General features: G+C 68.3%; 1 protein-coding gene. It reads left to right on the forward strand.

Annotated features, from left to right (window positions below):
- Window positions 1-331, forward strand: a 331-nt coding sequence (locus ACZ3HG_RS23245; RefSeq protein ID WP_465334672.1) for a hypothetical protein, incomplete at both ends; no start/stop codon positions are given.

Consider the following 331-nt stretch of genomic DNA (forward strand, 5'->3'; position numbering starts at 1 on the left):
CTGCGCGCCTTCACCGAGCGCCTCGGCACCATCGTGACCAAGGAGCCCGTGGGCCAGGCCGGCACCGGCGTGCACCGCTATCACGCGGCCGAGGTCGAGGACTGGACTGCATTCCACCGCGGTCTGCTCGAACGCGGCGAGATCCTCGTGGAAGAGGTCATCCGCCAGCACGATGACCTCGCCGCCGTCTGCCCCGGCACCGTCAACACGACGCGCGTCACGGCGTTCTTCGACGGCCAGAAGACCCACATCCTCGCCATGGCGCAGAAGTTCGGCCGCGGCGCGGTCAGTGACCAGATGACGTTCGGCGGCTTCTACACGATGCTCGACG

Source organism: Erwinia sp. PME.40.26/001 (assembly GCF_055556675.1).